Origin of the sequence: Micromonospora sp. S-DT3-3-22, assembly GCF_015354745.1 — a bacterium.
GTDB classification, from domain to species: domain Bacteria; phylum Actinomycetota; class Actinomycetes; order Mycobacteriales; family Micromonosporaceae; genus Micromonospora; species Micromonospora wenchangensis.
Genome location: NZ_JACGMO010000071.1, coordinates 1 through 19242 on the forward strand (window position 1 = coordinate 1; position 19242 = coordinate 19242).

The following is a 19242-nucleotide window of genomic DNA, read 5'->3' on the forward strand; positions in this document are numbered from 1 at the left end:
GAGCCGGCACCCCGGCGGGCGCGCGGCGGGCAGCCGGTGCCGCCGGAGCTGGCCCCCCGGCGGACCACCGCCGCGAAGCGGGACGACCGGGAGGGGCACGGCGACGGTCCGGGGATCGTCACCGACGAGCAGGCGTTCAGTGTGGAGACGCCGGGTGGTGGTGTGCTCGGCAAGCAGGCCGAGGACCGTTCCTACCGGGCCGAGCCGAAGACCGCGGTGGGCGGCAACTGATCGCGTTCCGGCCGGCCCGCCACGGGCCGGCCGGGAGCGGCGGGTCAGGACCAGCGTTCGCCGGTCAACCGTTCGTAGACGTCGATGTAACGGGCCCGGGTCGCCTCGACCACGTCGGCCGGGACCTCCGGCGCGGGGGACCGCTTGTCCCAGCCGCTGCTGGTCGCCCAGTCCCGCACGTACTGCTTGTCGTAGGAGAACTGGGTCCGGCCCGGCTGGTACGACTCGGCCGGCCAGTAGCGGGACGAGTCGGAGGTGAGCACCTCGTCGCCGAGGACCAGGGTGCCGTCCGCCGCCCAGCCCAGTTCGATCTTGGTGTCGGCGACCAGGATGCCCCGGTCGGCGGCGAGTTCCGCGCCCCGCCGGTAGACGTCCAGGGTGATCTGGCGCAGCCGCTCGGCGGTTTCCGCGCCCACCTTGTCCACCACGTCGGCGAAGGTGATCGGCTCGTCGTGCTCCCCGGCCGGCGCCTTGGTCGACGGGGTGAAGATCGGCTCCGGCAGGATCGACGCCTCGACCAGGCCACGCGGCAGCGGCACGCCGGAGACCGCGCCGGTGCGCTCGTATTCCTTGAGGCCGCCGCCGGTCAGGTAGCCCCGGGCGACGCACTCGACGGGCACCATGTCCAGCCGGCGGCAGCGGATCGCCCGGCCGGCGAACTCGGCGGGCACGTCGGTGGTCGAGACGACGTGGTGCGGCACCAGGTCGGCGAGCTGCTCGAACCACCAGAGCGACAGGGCGGTGAGCAGCCGCCCCTTGTCGGGGATCGGGGTGGGCAGCACCACGTCGTAGACGGAGATCCGGTCGGAGGCGACCAGGATCAGGTCGTCGCCGTCCGCGTAGACGTCCCGGACCTTGCCGGAGTGCAGAAGTTCCACGTGCCCTAGTACACCACGGGGACGACGCCGGCCGGGTCGCCCACCCGGGCCGCCGGCGGGCGGCGGGCCGTGCGGGCGTTGACACCCGGCCGCGCCACCTGCGTGAATGGTCCGGCTACCGGCCCGCCCGTCCCCAGGAGCACCCCGTGTCCGCTGTGCGTCCCCTGCTGCTCCGGCCCGGCGTCGACCCGGCCCGGCGGCGGCTGCTCGGCGCGCTGCTCGGTGTGCCGGTGCTGGCGGCGGGCGGGCTGAGCGGGTGCGGCGTCGAGGCGGAGTCGCCGACGCCGGACGGCCCGGTGGAGCTGTCGGTCTTCTGGTACGGCGGCACCCGCCGGGCCGAGGCCACCGAACGGGCCCTGCGGCTGTACTCGGCCCGCAACCCGCAGGTCACCTTCCGGGTGACCTGGCAGGGGCAGGGCGGCTACTACGAGCGGCTCGCCACCCAGGCGGGTGGCGGCAACGTGCCCGACCTGTTCCAGATCGACGACTCGATGCTCGGCGACTACGCCCAGCGCGGCATCCTGCTCGACCTCGGCGGTTACGTCGAGGACGGCCGGATCAACGTGAACACCCTGCCGCCCGGCCTGGTCGACTACGGAAAGATCGACGACCGGGTGTACGGCGTCGCGGCGGCGCAGACCCATGCCGCCGTGGTGTTCAACCGTGACCTGCTCCGCCGGCTCGGGGTCCCCGAGCCGACCACCTCGATGACCTGGGCCGACTATCTGAGCTGGGCCGCCGGGGTGACCCGGGCCAGCCGGGGCCGGGTCGCCGGCTCGATGGACCCGTCGGGTGACCACCGGGCGTTGTGGCTCTGGCTGCGTGGGCTGGGCAGCAAGTTCTACCAGGGACGTCAGTTGGGTTTCGGCTCCGCCGCGCTGCTGGACTGGTTCGAGTTCTGGGAACGGGCCCGCAGCCAACGGGCCACCCCGGCCGCCGCCCTGGTGGACCGCGCCGACGGCGGCGAGCCGGCCCGGCAACTGGTGGTCAGCGGGCACACCGCCGCCTCGTTCGCCTGGTCGCACCAGTTTCCCGAGCTTCAGCGCTACAGCAGGGACGAGCTGGCCCTGGTCGGCTTCCCCGGCCCCCGGGCCGCCCAGTGGGACCGGGCGTCGATGTACTGGGCCGGGTTCCGGGGCACCCGGCACCCGGGGGTGGTGGCCGACGTGGTCGACTTCCTCACCGGCAGCGTGGAGGTGGGTCGGCTCCTCGGCACCGAGCGGGGCCTGCCGGCCAGCCTGACCGTACGCCAGGCGGTCGTGCAGACCCTCGACGATCCGCCGGCCGAACGCGTCGCCGCCCTCGGTGAGGCGCTGCACCAGCAGGTCGGCCCGGCACCCGCGCCACCCCCGAGGGGGCACAACGAGGTGCGGGCCCTGCTCACCGAGGCGGCCCGGAGCATCCGCGCGGGACGCTCCGGGGCGCGGGCGGCGACGACACAGTTCATGGCCCGGGCGCAGGCGGCCCTGGCCCGGTGACGGGTCGACGGGAGGGGCGGTGACGCCGGTCGCGGGTCAGCGGGGCGGGCGGTTGCGCCGGTTGCGGGTCAGCAGCACCACCAGCAGGACGATGCCGCCGACGACCACCAGGCAGCAGAGCAGCCCGAGGACGCCGAAGCCGCCGGCCCTGGACCGTCGCCGGGCCGCCTCCACCACCAGCTCGCCGGTGCCGGTGGACGCCCACGCGGCCACCGGCACGAAGACCGAGAGCACGACCGCGCCGAGGACCGCGCTCAGCCGGCCCCACCATGTGATCCCTGTTGACGTCCTGATCTCAGTAGACATGCCCTCATCCTGACCGAGGGCGGCAAGTCCGGCACCCCGAAGCCCGCACCGGTTCGGGACGCGGGACACCGGAAACGGCGACAGGCCCCGGAGACGAACTCCGGGGCCTGTCGAAAACAGTAGCGGGGACAGGATTTGAACCTGCGACCTCTGGGTTATGAGCCCAGCGAGCTACCGAGCTGCTCCACCCCGCGTCGGCCCGTTAAGCCTAACCCATCCGTCCGGCGGAGATCGGCCGGGCCCCCCGATCCGCCGTCCGCCCAGCTCAGGACGCCCGCCGGGGGTCACCGCCGCCGGTGGCGTCCGCCCACCGGCTGCGGCACGCCGATCTCCCACGCCACGACGGCAGGCCCACCCGTGCCGGGGCGGAAACGCGACAGGCCCCGGAGACGAACTCCGGGGCCTGTCGAAAACAGTAGCGGGGACAGGATTTGAACCTGCGACCTCTGGGTTATGAGCCCAGCGAGCTACCGAGCTGCTCCACCCCGCGTCGGCTGGTTAACCGTAACCTACCGACCCCCGGGCCCGCAAAACGCCACCCGGCGGTCAGTCCAACCAGTCCCGCAGCGCGTCCACCGCCCGCCGGCTGTCGGCGTCCACCTGCGACCGGTCACTGGACGTGCCCTCCCAGCCCTGCTCCCAGAGCACGGTCACCACGTCCCCGAGCCGGATCGCCCGGACCAGCCGGATCTCGTCCGCGCCGGCCGGGTCACCCGCCCCTTCGGAGTACGACCGGCGCAGCTCGAACAGCACCGACTCGTCGCCGTAGCCGCCCCCGCCGAGCAGCCGGTACCGGGACGTCACCCCCGGGGTGTCGGACGACTGCTGTACCGGGCAGTCCCGCACCGCCGCCCGCAGCTCACCGAGGGCCTCCTCGGCGCGACCGGCCCGGTACAGGGTGACGGTGTGCCGGTAGCTGCCGTCCGGGACGTACCCCTTGGGGGTGTCGGCGTACCGGAAGGCCAGGGCCCGGCCCCGGCGCTGGACGACACCCGAGTCGCCGGGGTGCGCGCCGCAGAGCTGCGGCAGCGTCGGGCCGGCGTCGAACGTCGCCCGCATGCCGGTCTCGTTGGCCGCGGCGAGGGTGAAGAACGCCGCGTCGGGGATCGCGGTCGGCGGTCGGCCGGACGGCGACGTGGCGGTCGGACCGACCGTGCCGGCCGGCGACCGGCCGGCGGAACCGGTGAGCGCGGACGCGGCCGGGACGGAGGTCACCGGTTCCGCCGGCGACACCGCCGGGGCGGGCACCGAGACGCCGGTGCCGGGCGGGGAGGAGGGCGGCCCGGCCGGCGTGCCGGGCGCGGCGGTGAACACGAACCGGGTGCCGGCCGCCGTCCCGCCCACCAGGCGGCCACGGCCAGCACCCCCGTGGCCGCCCGCAGCCGGGCCCGCCGGTCGGCGTACCGGCGGACCAGGGCGGGCGGGACCAGGCCACCCGGGTCGGTGTCCTGCGCCAACGACCGGTAGAAACGGTGCAGCTCACGCGACATCGTTGACCTCCAGCTCCTTCGCCGAGACGCCGGGGAGCAGCTCGGCCAGCCGGGACCGCCCCCGCGACAGCCACGACTTCACGGTGCCGCTGGGCACCCGGGCCTCCCGGGCGATCTCCTCCACCGGCATGTCGAACAGGTAGTGCAGGGCCAGCGCCTGACGCTGGTTCGCGGGTAGCTGCCGCAGCGCGGCCACCAGCAGCACGGTGTCCTCACCGGGTGGTCGCACGTCCTCCGGTGGCCCGGTACGGCTCAGCGCCGTCCGCCAGCTCCGTAACCGGCGGAACCGGTCGGCGGCCAGCCGGCTGACCACCAGCCGCAGCCACGCCTCCGGCGCGGGGTGCTGCGCCAGCCGGCCCCACTGCCGCCAGGCGCGGGCGTACGCCTCCTGGACGAGGTCCTGTGCCTCTCCGTGGTCGCCCGCCACGGCGTGACCGTAGCGCAGGGTCCGCGCCGAGGTGCTCCGGTAGAACTCGTCGAAACTCCGCTCGTCCCTCATGCCCGCACCACGTCCCCCCGTCCCGGCCACCTGCACTGGAGACGGTCAGCGGCATCGTCAGGTTGCGGGACAACCGGTCGGAAAAGCGACGGGGCCCACGATCCCGGTCCGGATCGTGGGCCCCGTCGACGCGGGAGCGCGCGGGTCAGCCGCCGCCGGACGGCGTCGGCGTGGCGGGCGGGTTACCGCTGGACGCGCCCGACGGGTTGCCCTGCTGGGCCTGCTGGAAGGCGGTGATCGCCTCGTCCAGCGCCTTCAGCGCGCGGCCGTACCGCTCGAAGTCACCGGACGCCTGCGCGGCCTTGACCTCGGCGATCGCCGCCTGGACCCGCTGCGTGGCGGTGGCCAGGTCGGCGCTGGGCGGTGGGCTGCTCGCCCCGGGCGAGGCCGTCGGCGAGGGGGACGGGGTGCCGCCCGAGGGTGGCGGCGTCTCGCCACCCGGTGGCGGAGTGGTCCCCTGTCCGGCCCGTTTGCCCTGCTCGACGAGCTGCTTGATGCCGTCGGTGACGTTGTTGGCCAGCACCACGTACGAGCCGCCGTCGCCGTACGACAGGAGCACCTTCTGCAACAGCGGGTACGCGTCCTGCTGGTTGCTCTTGACGTAGACCGGCTCCACGTAGAGCATCCCGTTGCCGAACGGCAGGGACAGCAGGTTGCCGTACTGCACCTGGGCCTGGTTGGAGGAGAGCAGGTTCAGTTCGGTCCGGATGGTCGCGTTGTTGGTCATCTGCTGGTGCACCTGCACCGGGCCGGAGATCCGGGTCTGGTCGGGCAGCTCCAGCACCTCCAGCTTCGGCTGCCCGTCGACGTACGACCCGGAGATCAGCGCGGCGAGGTTCTGCCGGCCGTTCGGGGTGACCGCCGAGGTGAGCTGGAACCGTGGGGCGTCCTGGTTGGGGAACTGGGTGAACAGGTAGTACGGCGGCTGCTTCTGCCCGCTGTCCGGCGCGTCCGGCACGTTCGGCACCTGCCAGAAGTCCTGACCGGAGTAGAAGTCGCCGGGGTTGGTGACGTGGAACTTGGTGAGCAGGTTGCGCTGCACCTTGAACATGTCGGCCGGGTAGCGGAAGTGGGCGGCCAGGTCGGCCGGGATGGCGCTCTTGGGCAGCACCAGGTCCCCGCCGAACGCCTTGTTCCACGCCTTGAGCACCGGGTCGGCGTCGTCGAACTCGTAGAGCCGGACGGTGCCGTCGTACGCGTCGACGGTGGCCTTCACCGAGTTGCGCATGTAGTTGACGTTCTCCCGGGCGAGCTGGAACGTGCCCCGGTTGGTCAGCTCGTCGGTGGTCTCCTGCTGGAGGTTGATCCGCTCGGCGTACGGGTAGGTCGCGGCCGTGGTGTAGCCGTCGATGATCCACTGGACCTTGCCGCCCACCACCGCCGGGTACGGGTCGCCGTCGAGGGTGAGGAACGGGGCGACCTTCTCCACCCGGTCCCGGGGGTTACGCACGTACAGCAGCTTGGAGTTCTCGTTGACCGCCTCGGAGAGCAGGAAGTTCGTCTCCTGCTCCTTGATCGAGTAGAGCAGCCGCCGGGTGAACGAGCCGATCTCGACGCCGCCCTCACCGGTGTAGGTGTAGTACTGCTCGCCGCCGGTGGTCGGGGTGGGCCGGTCGAACTCGACGTCCTTGTCCGGGCTGCTCTGGCCGACGATGGCGTAGTCGTCGGGCTGCATCCGCTCGCCGTAGTAGATCCGCGGCTGGCTGGCCGGGATCTGCTCGGCCTGCGAGGAGCACGCCTCCTGCGCCTTCTCGCCGAGGAAGCCGGAGACGAAGTACGGCTGCCCGCCGCAGACCACCTGGTTGGCCGGGGCCGCGACCAGGCCGTAGCCGTGGGTGTAGACGGTGTGCCGGTTGATCCAGTTGTTCTGCTGGTCGGTCAGCTCGCCGTAGTTGATCTCCCGCACCCCGACCACGTAGTCGGAGGTCTTGTTCTCCACCGAGTACCTGTCGATGTCCAGCTTGGGGCCGAAGTCGTAGAACCCGCGGACCTGCTGGAGCTGGGTGTACGTCTCGGAGACGAGCTGCGGGTCGAGCAGCCGGACGTTCGGCACCACCGAGGTGTCGGTGGCCAGGCTGGCCGGGGGCACCAGGTTGCTGGCCGCGTACCCCTCGGTCTGCACGTCGGCTATGTCGAACGCGTCGCGGGTGGCGTTGATGCTCCGCTGGATGTACGGGGCCTCCTTGTCCCGGGCGCTCGGCTTGACCTCGAAGGTCTGCACCGCCCACGGGTAGATGCCGCCGATCGCGACGGCGGAGACGCCGAGCAGGGCCAGCGAGATGCCCGGCCAGACCAGGTTCCGCATCACCGCGTTGGAGAAGACGATGATGGCGATCGCCACCACCACCGAGATGTAGGCCAGGATCTCCTTGGCCGGCAGCAGCGCGTTGACGTCGGCGTAGCCGGCGCCGTACAGCTTGGCGCCCTCGTTGTACTCCAGCAGCATGGCCCGCCGGTCCAGCACGTACGCCACGGCCTTGAGCAGGACGAAGAACGCCACCAGCGTGCTCAGGTGGGCCCGCGCGGCGTTGGTCATCCGGTCGCCGACGCCCTGTAGGCGCACCCCGCCGAAGATGTAGTGCACGGCCAGCGCGCCGATCAGGGCCAGCACCACGGCGGTGAAGCCGACCCCGAGCAGGTAGCGCCAGAACGGCAACTGGAAGACGTAGAAGCCGACGTCGATGCCGAACTCCGGGTCCTTGACGCCGAAGTTGCCACCGTTGCGGAACAGCAGCCACTGCGACCAGCGGCCCTGCGCGGAGAGCCCGGCGAACAGGCCGAGCACCACGGCCGTCAGGCTGATCCAGGTGCCGATGCGGGGGGTGAGCAGCATCCGGTACCGCTCCAGGGTGGCCTGCTCCAGCGAGTGCGGGCGCAGCTTCGGCCGCAACCGGTACGCCAGCCACAGGTTCCCGCCGACGAACGCGGCCAGGCCGAGCCCGACGGCGAGGAAGAGCAGCAACCGGGTGATCAGCATGCCGGTGAAGACCTGGGTGTAGCGGACCTCGTCGAACCACAGCCAGTCGGTCCACGCCTGCACCCCCCAGCCCAGCAGGGTGAACAGGAGGAACACCCCGACCAGGACCCCGATGGTGACGCGTCCGCGCCGACTCATCCTCGGCAGGGGGCTGCTACGCATGGCCACTGTTTGGCTCCGCACGCTCGATGTGATCGGCTCCGGACAGGCACCCAGAGTACGGGGTGTTCCTGAACGTGGCGGGTCAGGTCGTGCCCGGGTCGCCGCCGGTGTCCCGGCGTGGCCCCGCCCTCAGCAGCGGGTCGGCTCCCCACCGGCGCGCAACGTGTCCAACGCGGTCAATGCCTCGTCCAGCGAGCCGACCTTGAGCATGGGCAGACCCGGCTGCGGGTTGCGGACCGCCTCGGCGCAGTTGTCGGCGGGGACCAGGAACACCTTGGCCCCGGCCTTCTTCGCCCCGACCAGCTTCTGGGCGATGCCGCCGATCGGACCGACCCGGCCCTCGTCGTCGATCGTGCCGGTACCGGCGATGATCTTCCCGCCGGTGAGGTCCTCCGGCTTGAGCTTGTCGATGATGCCGAGGGCGAACATCAGCCCGGCGCTCGGGCCGCCGATGTCCTTCAGGTCGATCTTCAGGGTGAACGGGTGCGGCTGCCGCTGGTCGGGGACCACGCCGATGCGCGGCCGGCCGTCGGCTTCCCGGCTGGTCACGGTGGCGGTGCCGGGGGCGCCGTCGCGGACGTACCCGATGGTCAGGCTGGTGCCGGCGGGCTTGCTGCGGACCAGCTCGACCAGCCGGGTCGCCGAGGTGACCTCGGCGCCGTCGACGGTGGTGAGCACGTCGCCGGCCTTGAGCGCACCGGCCGCCGGCCCGTCCGCGGCGACCTCCTTCGCCACCACCTCGACCGGGTAGCCGAGCTTGACCAGCGCGGCGGTCTCGGCGCTGCTCTGCGAGTTCTGGAAGTCCTCGGCGTTGCGCTTCTCGACCTCCTCCTGCGACTCGCCCGGCGGGTAGACCAGTTCCCGGGGGACGACCGCCTCGTCCTTCGACAGCCAGCCGGCTATCGCGGCGCGCAGCTTCACCGTCGGCTGCACACCGACCGTGGTCATCCGGAGCTGACCGGCGGAGGTGGAGGTCTCCCGCCCGCTGACCTGGATGACCTCCCGGCCGTCGTTGGTGCCGAGGGTGTTCACCGTCGGCCCGGGGCCGAGCACCACGTACGGGATGGGCGCGCCGAGCACGCCGATGCTCAGCAGGGTGGTGAGCAGAGCACCGAGGAGGACGGTCACGCCACGACGTCTCATGCGGCAGAGCGTACCGACCGGTGGCGGCGGGTCCGGCGGGCTGCGGCGGACTTCGCCCTCAGCGCAACGCCGACGGCGGCTACCAGGGGCGCGGCGCGCGTACCGTAGACGTCGTGCCTGATATTCCGTTCGGTTTCGCGCTCCCGGGTGGGCAACCACCAGACCCCAACGATCCCGCGCAGATGCAGCAGTTCATGTCGCAGTTGCAGCACCTGCTCTCCGCGCCGGGCAGCGGGCCGGTCAACTGGGACCTGGCCCGCCAGGTGGCCGCCAGCCAGCTCGCGGCCACGGGTGACCCGATGGCCTCCCCCTACGAACGGCACGCGGTGGAGGAGGCGCTGCGCCTGGCCGACCTCTGGCTGGAGCCGGCGTCGGCCTGGCCGACCGGCATCCGCACCTCCCTGGCGTGGAACCGCAACGAGTGGATCTACAAGACGCTCGACGTCTGGCGCAAGCTCTGCGACCCGGTCGCCAGCCGGATGGTCGGCGCGATGGGCGACCTGGTCCCGCCGGAGGCGCGCGCCCAGCTCGGCCCGATGCAGTCGATGGTCGCCACCCTGGGCGGCGCACTCTTCGGCGGTCAGCTCGGGCAGGCCCTCGGGCAGCTCGCCGCCGAGGTGCTCTCCGCCGGTGACATCGGCCTGCCGCTCGGCCCGGCCGGCACCGCCGCGCTGATCCCGGCCAACATCCGGGTGTACGGCGAGGGCCTGGAGCTGCCGGAAGACGAGGTACGCCTCTACGTGGCCCTGCGCGAGGCGGCCCACCAGCGGCTCTTCGAGCACGTCCCGTGGCTGCGCGGGCACGTGCTGACCGCGGTCGAGAACTACGCGTCCGGCATCCGGGTCAACCGGGAGGCGATCGAGGAGGCGATGGGCCGGGTCGACCCGACCGACCCGGAGTCGATGCAGGCCATCGCCCTGGAGGGGATCTTCACCCCGGAGGACACCCCCGCGCAGAAGGCGTCCCTGGCCCGGCTGGAGACGGTGCTCGCGCTGGTCGAGGGCTGGGTCTGTCACGTGGTGGACAGCGCGGCGGCCGACCGGCTGCCCAACGTGGTCCGCCTCGGCGAGGCGTTCCGTCGCCGCCGGGCGGCCGGCGGGCCGGCCGAGCAGACCTTCGCCGCGCTGGTCGGCCTGGAGCTGCGCCCGCGCCGGCTGCGGGAGGCGTCGGCGCTCTGGGCGGCGCTGACCGAGCACCGGGGCATCGCCGGGCGGGACGCGGTCTGGGGCCACCCCGACCTGCTCCCCTCGGACGCGGACTTCGCCGACCCGGTGGCGTTCGCGACCACCTCGACGGACCTCGACGACGAGCTGGCCACCTTCGACTTCACCGCCCCGGGCGGCCCCGAGGAGCAGGCACCGGGCAGCCGTCCCCGCCCCGACGACACCGACGGCGACGCCGACCGGCCCTGACCGCCACGGACCAGCCGCGACACCGGCCGGCCCACCCGATTCCCGGGGGACCGGCCGGTCGCCGTTGCCGGGGTCAGTCCGGTGGCTGGTGGCGGGTCAGGTGCGGTGGCCGGAGAGCAGGGCGCGGGTCGCCTCCCAGCCCTCCACGGCCGGGTCCAGGGCGGCCAGGTCGGCCGGGCCGCGCAGCCGGTGCCAGCCGGGGGTGACCGCCACGTCGGCCGGGGCGGACGCCGCGCGCCGCAGGTCCGCCGGCCCGGCGACGTCCAGGTCCAGCGCCGGCAGCCACCCGGGTACGGGCAGCCGGGACGCCACGCCGAGCAGTCCCGGGCCGCCCTCGACGGGGGCGACGGCGACGGGTCGGCTGGTCAGGGGTCGCAGCAGCTTGCCCAGGACGAGCCCCGGCAGGTCGGGGGCGTCGGCGGCGACCACGGCGGCCTGGTCGTACCCGTCGAGGGCGGCCAGCGCGGCGGTGACGGTCGGCTCGGGCACCTCGTACACGGGGGTGTCGGGCCAGCGCACCGCGTCGGCCAGCCAGCGGTCGGCCGGGGTCACCGCGAGCGCGGACTCCACCTCGGCCAGGGTGGCGAGCAGGTCCACCACGTCCTCGGCCAGGGCGGTACGCCAGCGCGCCGGGTCCACCCCGGGCGGCGTCCAGGCCACCGGACCGAGCAACGCCACCACCACCCGTCGGACCATTCCCCGACCCTAGTGGGCGCGGTACGGGTGATCGACCCCGGCAGGGCGGTCGACGGGTGGGGCGGTCAGCCGGCGATCGGGACGGCGGAGGCGGCGGCGACGCCCTCCAGGTAGCCCCGGGCCCGTTCGGTCTTGGCGTACCGGCCGACCAGGGCCCAGAAGCGGGCGTTGTGGCTCGGCACGATGAGGTGCGCCAACTCGTGCAGCAGCACGTAGTCGAGCACCCAGTCGGGCATCTCCTGGAGCCGGTGCGAGATCCGGATGGTCCGGTCGGCGGGGGTGCAGGAACCCCAACGGCCGTTCTGGTTGGTGACCCAACGGACGCTGGCCGGCAGGGCGTCGCCACCCTGGTCGGCCAGGTACAGGTTGATCAGGCGCAGGGCCCGGTCGAGCAGTTCGGTGTCGTTGCGGGCCAGCCGGCCCTCCCGGGCGGCGAGCCGGGCGAGCATCCGGTCGACCCACTCGCTCTCCTCGGCCCGGGAGAACTGGTCCGGGATGAGCACCACGACCCGCTCGCCGTCCCGGTAGGCGGACACCGTGCGTCGCCGGCGCTGACTGCGCCGTACCTCGACGACTGGCTTCCGCGCCGCCGCCATCAGTGGGCCGCGCAGCCGTGGTTTCCTGCCACGAGGGAAAGCTAATGCGTACTGACCAGGGGTCCGCAAGGGTCAACACCCCGACACGCGCCCGGAAAATGGTGGTTAGTAGTAAGGAGTCCGAAAAAAACTGGTGGTGACCATGAGCCTGGACCCTCGTCACCCTTCGTGGCGACGCCGGAAGCCACCGCCGGGTGCGATCTCCACCGTAGGTGATCGGTCCCGACGGCGTCGCCGCACCCCCGTCCGGGGGACCTCCCAGAGGGCTCCACACGGCGTGTCCCCGGCAAACTCACTTATCCCGCCTATTTCGGGATGCACACTCTCGACGTCGACTTGCTCACAGTGTCGATGCACCGCTGACATGGAACCGCCCAGACCTGGGTAGGGTCCGCCAACCGGCGGTCACGTGGGTGGCCGCGGAGAAGGACCCGGCGCCGGCGCCCCCACGGCCCGCCGCCGGGAGCACCGCCGGACCGACGTGCCCGGCGGACGAGACGAGGAGGCTACCGTGGCCGACCAGGCCCAGACCTACAACGGTTACTGCGTGAAGTGCAAGGAGAAGCGGGACTTCGAGGGGCACGTCGAGGTCTCGAAGACCGGGATGAACATGGCCAAGGGCAAGTGTCCGGTGTGCGGCACAACAGTGAACCGCATCCTGGGCAAGGCCAAGGTCTGACCCGTCCGGGTACGACGCGCAAGGGGCGGCCCGGTGGGCCGCCCCTCCCGCGATTCCAACCCGAACCGCGATTCCAACCCGAACCGGGACTCCGGAACCGCCCGCAGCGCCCCACCCGGCCCGGCTGCGGCGGCGGCCGGTCACCCACCACCCGGGCGGCAGATCTGTCGGCTGCCCGACATAACTCCGGGTAACCTGTGGATAACTCGCCGAGACCTGTGGACAACGCTGGATCCGGCGCTGCGCACCTGTGGACAACGATCGACGCACCGCAGGGACTCGGTCACGATTCGTTGTCATGAGCCCGCCCCACCCCGCGCCTTCCCACCCCGTGCCCTCCCGTACCGCGCTGCTGCGTCCGGCCCTGCTGCCGGGCCTGACCCGGCTCTGGCGGGACCGGCACACCCTGCAACTGGGGCTGACGCCCGGCCGGGCCGTCCTGCTGGAGGTGGCCGACTCGCGGGTCACCCGGCTGCTCGACCTGCTCGACGGCACCCGCAGTGAACGTGGCGTGCTGGCGGACGCGGCGAGCGCCCGGGTCGACCCGGGCCAGGCCCGGGGGTTGATCGACACCCTGCACGCCGCGGGGCTGGTCGTACCGGCGCACACCCTGCTCCCCCGCGACCTGACCGGCCCGGACCGGACCCGGCTGGCCGCGGAGGCCGGGGCGCTCGCCCTGGCCGCGCCCGCCCTGCCCGGCACGCCGGCCCAGGTGCTCCGTCGCCGCCGCGCCGCCCGGGTGGTGGTGGCCGGGGCGGGCCGGCTCGGTGCGCCCGTCGCCGTGGCCCTGGCCCAGGCCGGCGTCGGGCAGGTGACGGTCGGGCTGACCGGTCCGGTGCAGCCGGGTGACCTGGTGGGCACCGGGCTGGCCGCCGCCGACGTCGGGCAGCCGCTGGCCGACGCGGTCCGGGCGGCCATCGACCGGGCCGCCCCGGGCACCCGCACCCGCCCGGCCGGCCGCCGCCGGGCCGAGCTGGTGGTGCAGCTCGGCACGGACCGTCCGGCGGACCTGCTCGCCACCGGGTACGCCCGGCGTCGCCAGCCCCACCTGCTGCTCACCCTGCGGGAAGGGATGCCGGTGGTCGGCCCCCTGGTCCGGCCGCCGGTGGGGCCCTGCCTGCACTGCCTGGAGCTGCACCGCACCGATCGTGACCCGGGCTGGCCCGGCCTGGCCGCCCAGCTCGCCACCGGCCCGGCCCACCAGTCCTGCGGCGCCGCCACCCTGCTCACCGCCGCCGGTTACGCGGTCGGCGAGGCGCTGACCCAGCTCGACGGCGGCACCCCGGAGACGGTCGGCTGCACGGTGGAGGTCGGGCCGGGCGGCCGGTTACGCCGTCGGGCCTGGGCACCGCACCCCGACTGCTCCTGCTCGGGCCGCTGACGCGGGCCACCGCCGGGGTGAGCACGGCGACCAGCTCCAGCCGGCCGGCGAGCAGCTCGGCCCGACCGGCGGCACAGCGGCGGCCGGCCGGGATCAGCCCCCGCCGCGGCCGTACCGACCGCCCGGCGGGGCACGGTGGGGGTGGCCGGCGGGCGTCGCGGGAGCGTGGAACGGGGGACGGGGCCACCCAGCCCGGCTTCAGCGCAGCAGCGGGGCCACGAAGTCGGTAACAATGGCCAGGTGACCGACATCCCGCGCCGCGCCGTGTCCCGGACCGCCAAGCTCGCCGCTCTGCCGCTCGGCTTCGCCGGTCGGACCGTCCTCGGGATGGGCAAGCGCGTCACCGGCATCGCCTCCGACGTCATCTCCGCCGAGATCCAGCAACGTACCGCCGAGCAGCTTTTCAGCGTCCTCGGGCAGCTCAAGGGCGGGGCGATGAAGTTCGGCCAGGCGCTGTCGGTGTTCGAGGCGGCGTTGCCGGACGAGATCGCCGCGCCCTACCGGCAGGCGTTGACGAAGCTCCAGGAGGCCGCCCCGCCGCTGCCGGTGGCGAGCGTGCACAAGGTGCTCGCGGAGCAGCTCGGGCCGGACTGGCGGGACCGGTTCGTCGAGTTCGACGACAGCCCGGCCGCGGCGGCCAGCATCGGCCAGGTGCACCGGGCGGTGTGGCGGGACCCGGAGACCGGGGTGTCCCGGTCCGCCGCCGTCAAGATCCAGTACCCGGGCGCGGGGGACGCGCTGCTCGCCGACCTCAAGCAGCTCTCCCGGCTGGGCGGGATGTTCCGCGCCATCCAGCCCGGCCTGGACGTCAAGCCGCTCCTGGCCGAGCTGCGGGAACGGATCACCGAGGAGTTGGACTACGAGCTGGAGGCCGAGTCGCAGCGCGCCTTCGCCGCCGCGTACGCCGACGACCCGGAGATCTTCATCCCGACGGTGCTCTCGTCGTCGCCCCGGGTGCTGGTCACCGAGTGGATCGAGGGAACGCCGCTGGCGGACATCATCCGGGAGGGCACCGAGGAGCAGCGCGACACGGCCGGCCGGTTGATGGCGACCCTGCACCTGTCCGCCCCGCCCCGGGCCGGGCTGCTGCACGCCGACCCGCACCCGGGCAACTTCCGGTTGCTGCCGGACGGCCGGCTCGGTGTGATCGACTTCGGCGCGGTGGCCCGGATGCCCGAGGGCACGCCGGAGCCGATTGGCCGGCTGCTCGGGCTGTCGTTGCGCGGCGACGCCGACGCGGTCGTCGCCGGGCTGCGCGAGGAGGGCTTCGTCAACCCGACCGAGCCGATCGACGCCCGGGCGCTGCTGGACTACATCCGCCCGATGCTGGACCCGGTGGCGCAGGAGGAGTTCCGGTTCACCCGGGCCTGGCTGCGCGCCGAGGCGACCCGGCTGGCCAGCCCGAAGTCGCCCGCCTTCCAGTTCAGCCGGCAGCTCAACCTGCCGCCGTCGTACCTGCTGATCCACCGGGTGACGCTGGGCTCGATCGGGGTGCTGTGCCAGTTGGAGGCGAAGGCCCCCTACCGGGGGATCCTGGAGCGCTGGCTGCCCGGCTTCGCCCCGGTCGCCTGACCGGCGACGGCGGGGCGACGGCCGACCGACACGACGCGGGGGCGGTGACCATGATCCGGTCACCGCCCCCGCGTATCAGTGGTGGTTTCAGAGAACGCCCAGGTCGCGAGCCGACTGGCTCCGGCTGTTCATCGCGACGGTACGGGCGGAACGGTGCGCCTCAGTGCTCGTGGTGGTACGACCGGCCTGAGGCCGGCGCATTCGAGCCCGGGACAACGCTTCGTGGAGTAGTTGCATCTCGGTTCCGTTCGGCAGGTGCAGCATCGTGGTCAACTTTCTCGCGGCCGATGATCATCGGCGGGTGGGTGGAACGGATCGGGTAGGTCAGGCTGCCAGTCGGACCGCGCTGCGCGAGGTGGCCACACCACTGGCCGCCAGTCGCGCCTCGGCCTCGACCCGGAGGGCGGCGTCGCGGGCGAGGTCCTCCTTGCGCGGACGGCCCCGGGGCCGCTTACGCGGGACGACCGCGCCACGCTCGAAGATCTCGCCGCCCCAGACGCCCCACGGCTCGGCCCGCTCGACCGCCCCGGCCAGGCACTCGACGCGCAGCGGGCAGTCCCCGCAGAGCGACTTGGCCAGCTCCAGGTCGGTGGGCGAGTCGGAGAACCACAGGTCGGGGTCGAACTTCCGACAGGGCAGGTTCGCCTCCAGCTCGACGCTCACGTCGAGGGGGGCCAACGCCAGACTCATCTCCCGGTCACCTCTCTCTCACTTCGATCTCGTGGATCGCATTTCCGACGTACTTCGACGGGCAAAAAACTGAGGCCGCGGATCCCGGTGAGCGGGTTCCGCGGCCTCGAGGTGAGCCGGTGGTCTGAGTGTCAGACCGGTCTACCTCGAGGTGGAACGCCGCGGACATCCATGCGCTTCTTGGCGACATCGATGCCCAGACCCGTGAAGCCACTGGTCCCCTCGACTCCCGCAGTGGGCGCAACAGTCAGGTTCAGCTCGGCCTGAACCGAGACCTGGTGCACCTGCGGGATCGACGGTCGCGGAGCGGCAAGGGCCACCCACGCAGCCGACAGCGGAGCGCAGGCAGCTGGCATCGCCGCCGGACGCTCATAGGTGATGATCTCCACGGGTGCCACCTCCCTCACGTTCCTCGTGCCGATTCGGACTCAGCCCCCGTGAGCAGCCGTTATGGCGCTGCTCCCGAGGTGCGTCCTGAGGCTATTCCTCGCCACGGGGCGAGGGCAAACGAATTTACGACGAGATTTCGAGAGTTTTTTCCGGGCCGATCTCGTCGACCGTCGCGCCGGCCACCAACGCCAGCACCGCCTCGCCGTACAGGCCGAGTTTGCGCGGGCCGATGCCGGCGATCGCGATCAGCTCCTCGACCCGGCCCGGCCGCCGTTCGGCCAGCGCGACCAGGGTGGCGTCGGTGAAGACCACGTACGCCGGGACCCGCTGCGCCCCGGCCACCCGGGCCCGCCAGTCACACAGCCGCTCGTATAGTTGCTCATCGATGTCGGACGGGCAAGTGTGACAGCGGCCCAACTTGCGGTCGGCCCCGGCGACCAGGGTCGCGCCGCAGATCCGGCAGGAAACCACCGGGGCCCGCCGCCGCTCGACCGCGCGCTTCGCCGCGCCCGCACCGCCCGACCGGGCCGTACCGGCCCGTTCGCCGCCGCCGCTGCGGTCCAGCTGGGGCAGGAACCGCGACGGCCGGCGGGCCCGCCCACCCGGCGAGCGGGCCGAGGCGTACGACAGCCAGAGCCACTGCCGGGCCCGGGTGATCCCGACGTAGAGCAGCCGCCGCTCCTCCTCGACCTGCTCCGGGGTACGGGCGTACGAGGTGGGCAGGGTGCCCTCGGAGAGACCGACCAGGAAGACCGCGTCCCACTCCAGCCCCTTGGCCGAGTGCAGGGAGGCCAGGGTCACCCCGTCCACCGTCGGCACGTGCTGCTGGGCGGCCCGCCGGGCCAGCTCGTCGTTGAAGTCGGCCAGGCTGGGCGGGCGCTCCACCGTCGCGGCCTCGCCGATCGGCAGCACCTCGGGGCTGGCCGCGTACTCCTCGGCGAGCTGGACCAGGGCGGCGAGCGCCTCCCAGCGTTCCCGGGCGGCACCACCGGGCGGGGCGGTGTCGGGCGTCCAGCCGACGGCGGTCAGCGCCTCCCGGACGGCGACCGGCAGCGGTGTCTCGCCCGGGATCGAACGGGTGGCGGCCCGCAGCGCCACCATCGCCTGGCGGACCTCGGCGCGCTCGAAGAACCGCTCCGCCCCCTGCACCACGTACGGGACGCCGGCCTCGGTCAGCGCCTTCTCGTACGCCTCGGACTGGGCGTTGGTGCGGAACAGCACGGCGATCTCCCGCGCCGGGGTGCCCCCGTCGACGAGCACCCGACAGCGGGCCGCCACCGCGGTCGCCTCGGCCGGCTCGTCGGTGAAGATCCGCAGCTCCGGTTCGGGGCCGGGCGGGCGTTGGCCGTGCAGCTCCAGCCGCAGCCGCGCCTCGGTGCCCCGGGCCTGCCCGATCACCGCGTTGGCCAACCCGACCACCTGCGGGGTGGAGCGGTAGTCGCGGACCAGCCGGACCACGGTGGCCGCCCGGTGCCGGCGCGGGAAGTCGATCAGGTACGCCGAGGTGGCCCCGGTGAACGAGTAGATCGTCTGGCTGGCGTCACCGACCACGGTCACGTCGTCCCGGCCGCCCAGCCAGGCGTCGAGCAGCCGCTGCTGGAGCGGGTTGACGTCCTGGTACTCGTCGACGACGAAGTGCCGGTACTGGCCGCGTACCTGCTCGGCGACGTCCGGGTGCTCCTCGATGCCCCACACCGCGGCGCGCAGCATGTCCTCGAAGTCGATCACCCCGGAGGAGCGCTTCAGCCGCTCGTACGCGGTGAACACCTCGGCCACCTTCGCCGGCTCGTACGGCGTCTCGCGCAGCGCCCGGGTCGCGGCGACCACGTACTCCCCCGGCTCGACGAGCGACGACTTGGCCCACTCGATCTCGCCGGCCAGGTCCCGGGCGGCGGCCCGGTCGGCCCGCAGGCCGACCTTGGCGGCGGCCAGGGTGACCACCCGGACCTTGCTGTCCAGCAACTCGGGCATGGCCCGCCCGGACAGCAGCCGGGGCGCGAAGTACCGCACCTGGCGCAGCGCCGCCGCGTGGAACGTCCGCGCCTGCACCCCCGGCACCCCGATCAGGGTGAGCCGGGATCGCATCTCGGCGGCGGCGCGGGCGGTGAAGGTGACCGCGAGCACGTGCCGCCCGGAGATCCCGCCGGTCAGCACCCGGTGGGCGATCCGGGAGGTCACCGCGCGGGTCTTGCCGGTGCCGGCGCCGGCCAGGACGCAGACCGGGCCGGCCGGGGCGGTCACCACCGACCGCTGCTCCGGGTCCAGCCCGGCGAGCACCGTCTCCGCCGCTGAGTGAACCGCCACAGCGAGGAATCATCTCAGCTCCGGCCGGTGTTGCACCGGTTAGCCTGGCCTGACCCGGGCCGGTGCGGCGACCCTTGGAGGATCCGACGATGTTGACCATGTATTCCACTCCGTGGTGCGGCTACTGCCACCGGCTGAAGTCGCAGCTGGACCGGGAAGGCATCGGGTACGAGGTGGTCGACATCGAGCAGGACCCGAAGGCCGCGGACTTCGTGATGAGCGTCAACGGCGGCAACCAGACCGTGCCGACGCTGCGCTTCGCCGACGGCAGCGCCCTGACCAACCCCTCCATCACCCAGGTCAAGCAGCACCTGGCCACGATCGCGGGCTGAGCCCTCCCCGCTTCACGCAGCGGCCG

At 73.2% G+C, this 19242-nt stretch carries 18 protein-coding genes and 2 tRNA genes; 7 read left to right on the top strand and 13 right to left on the bottom strand.

Annotation, left to right across the window (positions count from 1 at the left end):
- Positions 1–231: hypothetical protein (locus H1A17_RS20215; RefSeq protein WP_194822664.1), on the top strand; the 231-nt coding region annotated here is incomplete at its 5' end.
- Positions 232–275: 44 nt separating this feature from the next.
- Here H1A17_RS20215 and H1A17_RS20220 read toward each other — a convergent pair.
- A complete protein-coding gene (locus H1A17_RS20220; protein ID WP_194822665.1) occupies positions 276–1109 on the bottom strand; it encodes a phosphoribosylaminoimidazolesuccinocarboxamide synthase in 834 nt (277 codons plus the stop codon).
- A gap of 146 nt (positions 1110–1255) precedes the next feature.
- Here H1A17_RS20220 and H1A17_RS20225 point away from each other — a divergent pair, with 146 nt between their 5' ends.
- A complete protein-coding gene (locus H1A17_RS20225; RefSeq protein WP_145921575.1) occupies positions 1256–2587 on the top strand; it encodes an ABC transporter substrate-binding protein in 1332 nt (443 codons plus the stop codon).
- 36 nt (positions 2588–2623) lie between these two features.
- Here the strand turns inward: H1A17_RS20225 and H1A17_RS20230 are convergent, their stop codons facing one another.
- From H1A17_RS20230 to H1A17_RS20260, 7 genes are all read right to left on the bottom strand, one after another.
- Positions 2624–2893 carry a hypothetical protein gene (locus H1A17_RS20230; RefSeq protein ID WP_145921576.1) on the bottom strand — a complete coding sequence of 90 codons (270 nt, stop codon included), beginning with the start codon at positions 2891–2893 and terminating at the stop codon, positions 2624–2626.
- Positions 2894–3013: 120 nt separating this feature from the next.
- Positions 3014–3087 (bottom strand) — tRNA-Met (locus tag H1A17_RS20235).
- Between the two features lie 222 nt (positions 3088–3309).
- Positions 3310–3383, bottom strand: a tRNA-Met gene (locus H1A17_RS20240).
- A 56-nt stretch (positions 3384–3439) separates the two neighbouring features.
- Positions 3440–4237 (bottom strand): hypothetical protein, encoded by a 798-nt coding sequence (locus tag H1A17_RS20245; protein WP_228543899.1) that lies wholly within the window; start codon positions 4235–4237, stop codon positions 3440–3442.
- A gap of 135 nt (positions 4238–4372) precedes the next feature.
- Complete coding sequence (locus H1A17_RS20250; RefSeq protein WP_145921578.1) at positions 4373–4882, bottom strand: SigE family RNA polymerase sigma factor; 510 nt, start codon at positions 4880–4882, stop codon at positions 4373–4375.
- A gap of 145 nt (positions 4883–5027) precedes the next feature.
- Positions 5028–8021 (bottom strand): UPF0182 family protein, encoded by a 2994-nt coding sequence (locus H1A17_RS20255; protein ID WP_194822666.1) that lies wholly within the window; start codon positions 8019–8021, stop codon positions 5028–5030.
- 129 nt (positions 8022–8150) lie between these two features.
- Positions 8151–9164 (bottom strand): PDZ domain-containing protein, encoded by a 1014-nt coding sequence (locus tag H1A17_RS20260; protein ID WP_194822667.1) that lies wholly within the window; start codon positions 9162–9164, stop codon positions 8151–8153.
- 113 nt (positions 9165–9277) lie between these two features.
- Here H1A17_RS20260 and H1A17_RS20265 point away from each other — a divergent pair, with 113 nt between their 5' ends.
- Positions 9278–10576: a zinc-dependent metalloprotease gene (locus tag H1A17_RS20265; protein ID WP_145921580.1), complete on the top strand. Its 1299-nt coding sequence runs from the start codon at positions 9278–9280 to the stop codon at positions 10574–10576.
- Between the two features lie 96 nt (positions 10577–10672).
- Here the strand turns inward: H1A17_RS20265 and H1A17_RS20270 are convergent, their stop codons facing one another.
- The gene (locus H1A17_RS20270; protein ID WP_145921581.1) at positions 10673–11272 is read right to left on the bottom strand and encodes a hypothetical protein; all 600 of its coding nucleotides are present in this window, start codon (positions 11270–11272) and stop codon (positions 10673–10675) included.
- A 65-nt stretch (positions 11273–11337) separates the two neighbouring features.
- Entirely contained in the window at positions 11338–11868 is a 531-nt protein-coding gene (locus H1A17_RS20275) for a M48 family metallopeptidase (protein ID WP_088644234.1), read from the bottom strand.
- 511 nt (positions 11869–12379) lie between these two features.
- Between H1A17_RS20275 and H1A17_RS20280 the strand changes: the two genes are divergently transcribed.
- From H1A17_RS20280 to H1A17_RS20290, 3 genes are all read left to right on the top strand, one after another.
- On the top strand, positions 12380–12547 hold the full coding sequence (locus H1A17_RS20280) for a DUF5679 domain-containing protein (RefSeq protein ID WP_007464795.1): 168 nt from the start codon (positions 12380–12382) through the stop codon (positions 12545–12547).
- A gap of 298 nt (positions 12548–12845) precedes the next feature.
- Entirely contained in the window at positions 12846–13928 is a 1083-nt protein-coding gene (locus H1A17_RS20285) for a ThiF family adenylyltransferase (RefSeq protein WP_145921582.1), read from the top strand.
- 240 nt (positions 13929–14168) lie between these two features.
- Entirely contained in the window at positions 14169–15500 is a 1332-nt protein-coding gene (locus tag H1A17_RS20290) for an AarF/ABC1/UbiB kinase family protein (RefSeq protein WP_145921583.1), read from the top strand.
- A gap of 324 nt (positions 15501–15824) precedes the next feature.
- Here the strand turns inward: H1A17_RS20290 and H1A17_RS20295 are convergent, their stop codons facing one another.
- From H1A17_RS20295 to H1A17_RS20305, 3 genes are all read right to left on the bottom strand, one after another.
- A complete protein-coding gene (locus H1A17_RS20295; protein WP_145921584.1) occupies positions 15825–16190 on the bottom strand; it encodes a WhiB family transcriptional regulator in 366 nt (121 codons plus the stop codon).
- Between the two features lie 131 nt (positions 16191–16321).
- Positions 16322–16579, bottom strand: coding sequence for a hypothetical protein (locus tag H1A17_RS20300; protein WP_088644283.1), 258 nt, complete (start codon positions 16577–16579; stop codon positions 16322–16324).
- Positions 16580–16703: 124 nt separating this feature from the next.
- Positions 16704–18884, bottom strand: coding sequence for an ATP-dependent DNA helicase UvrD2 (locus tag H1A17_RS20305; RefSeq protein WP_145921585.1), 2181 nt, complete (start codon positions 18882–18884; stop codon positions 16704–16706).
- A gap of 89 nt (positions 18885–18973) precedes the next feature.
- Between H1A17_RS20305 and H1A17_RS20310 the strand changes: the two genes are divergently transcribed.
- Positions 18974–19216, top strand: a complete 243-nt coding sequence (locus H1A17_RS20310; protein ID WP_145921586.1) for a mycoredoxin — start codon at positions 18974–18976, stop codon at positions 19214–19216.
- Positions 19217–19242: the final 26 nt, after the last annotated feature.

Excerpts from the sequence above, each read along its gene's own strand:
- H1A17_RS20250 (WP_145921578.1), bottom strand. The coding sequence starts at position 4,882 with ATGAGGGACGAGCGGAGTTTCGACGAGTTCTACCGGAGCACCTCGGCG.
- H1A17_RS20230 (WP_145921576.1), bottom strand. The coding sequence starts at position 2,893 with ATGTCTACTGAGATCAGGACGTCAACAGGGATCACATGGTGGGGCCGG.
- H1A17_RS20260 (WP_194822667.1), bottom strand. The coding sequence starts at position 9,164 with ATGAGACGTCGTGGCGTGACCGTCCTCCTCGGTGCTCTGCTCACCACC.
- H1A17_RS20285 (WP_145921582.1), top strand. The coding sequence starts at position 12,846 with ATGAGCCCGCCCCACCCCGCGCCTTCCCACCCCGTGCCCTCCCGTACC.
- H1A17_RS20275 (WP_088644234.1), bottom strand. The coding sequence starts at position 11,868 with ATGGCGGCGGCGCGGAAGCCAGTCGTCGAGGTACGGCGCAGTCAGCGC.
- H1A17_RS20270 (WP_145921581.1), bottom strand. The coding sequence starts at position 11,272 with ATGGTCCGACGGGTGGTGGTGGCGTTGCTCGGTCCGGTGGCCTGGACG.
- H1A17_RS20295 (WP_145921584.1), bottom strand. The coding sequence starts at position 16,190 with ATGAGTCTGGCGTTGGCCCCCCTCGACGTGAGCGTCGAGCTGGAGGCG.
- H1A17_RS20255 (WP_194822666.1), bottom strand. The coding sequence starts at position 8,021 with ATGCGTAGCAGCCCCCTGCCGAGGATGAGTCGGCGCGGACGCGTCACC.
- H1A17_RS20310 (WP_145921586.1), top strand. The coding sequence starts at position 18,974 with ATGTTGACCATGTATTCCACTCCGTGGTGCGGCTACTGCCACCGGCTG.